This window comes from Amycolatopsis sp. NPDC051102 (assembly GCF_040682815.1).
Classification (GTDB): domain Bacteria; phylum Actinomycetota; class Actinomycetes; order Mycobacteriales; family Pseudonocardiaceae; genus Amycolatopsis.
The window spans coordinates 1-1,148 of the sequence record NZ_JBFBBT010000050.1; the positions used below are offsets into that span (position 1 = coordinate 1).

The 1,148-nt window shown below is 37.7% G+C and carries 1 protein-coding gene; it reads left to right on the forward strand.

Annotation, left to right across the window (positions count from 1 at the left end):
* The first annotated feature begins 198 nt into the window (after positions 1-198).
* Positions 199-1,089, forward strand: a complete 891-nt coding sequence (locus AB0M93_RS48870; protein WP_364288519.1) for an IS982-like element IS982B family transposase — start codon at positions 199-201, stop codon at positions 1,087-1,089.
* The last annotated feature ends 59 nt before the right edge of the window (positions 1,090-1,148 follow it).

The following is a 1,148-nucleotide window of genomic DNA, read 5'->3' on the forward strand; positions in this document are numbered from 1 at the left end:
GAAATCTTGAAACTTGCCATCCGCTCGAATGGTAACCTGACACTTTAATTGTAACATTTTACTAGGTTAAGGGCACCTCTAAAAACGTATGAAAAGAGGTATAATAGAACCCGAATTGCTAGTTAATTTCATTGGAAAATAAATAAGTCGTGCTATCCTAATCTTAAACCACTAAGCATTAGAAAGCGCACGACTTATATGACTTATAATAGCACACTTCCAAAAGTTTTTGTTTATTTACTGACAACCATTGAGACGCTTTATCAAACGAGTGTTCCCCTTGAGGTTCAAAACCGAAAAAACGTCCATCTCGCAACATCAGATTGCTTAGTTATCGCTTGTTACCTCTGGGGCGTACTGCATTTTAGTGAAACGCTTAAAGCTAAGCACCAATTGGCTCAAAGTTTATTTCCTAATTTCCTAGAATATTCTCGCTTTGTCCGCCGTTGTAATGCCCTCTTACCGAGTATCCAAGTCATTCGCCAAGCACTCGTCTTTAAAGAGGTTGAAGGAATTAGTGTATCCATTATTGACAGCTTCCCCATTCCTTTGTGTCAGCCTATTCGTAATTTCAGAAGCAAAGTTCTTGGAGATTATGCAAATGTTGGCTACAATGCTACAAAGGGACAGTACTTCTATGGATGTAAATGTCATGCTTTAGTCAGTGAATCAGGCTATGTCATAGACTACACAATTACTCCTGCTTCAATGGCTGATCGTTCAATGACCGAGGAAGTGTTGAGTCAATTTGGGACACCAACAGTCCTTGGAGATATGGGATATTTAGGTCAGTCACTGCATGATAGGCTGGAATTAAAAGGAATTGATCTAATTACACCTGTCAGGAAGAACATGAAGCAAAAGAAAATCCTTTTCCCTAATTTTTCAAAACGTAGAAAAGTGATTGAGCGAGTTTTCTCTTTTTTGACAAATCTAGGAGCTGAGCGTTGTAAAAGTCGTTCGCCTCAAGGTTTTCAATTGAAATTAGAGATGATACTTTTAGCGTATTCTTTACTGTTAAAATCAGCTAAATCACTGGAACCAGAGACTTTAAGATATTCTATCGGGTATCAAGTCATGTCTAAATAATCAACTAGCAATTCGGGTTAACTAATACCAATCAAATGCTTAGTGGTTTTTCTACTTCA

Bases quoted from the DNA above. Each gene is read 5' to 3' on its own strand.
- AB0M93_RS48870 (WP_364288519.1), top strand. From the start codon at position 199: ATGACTTATAATAGCACACTTCCAAAAGTTTTTGTTTATTTACTGACA.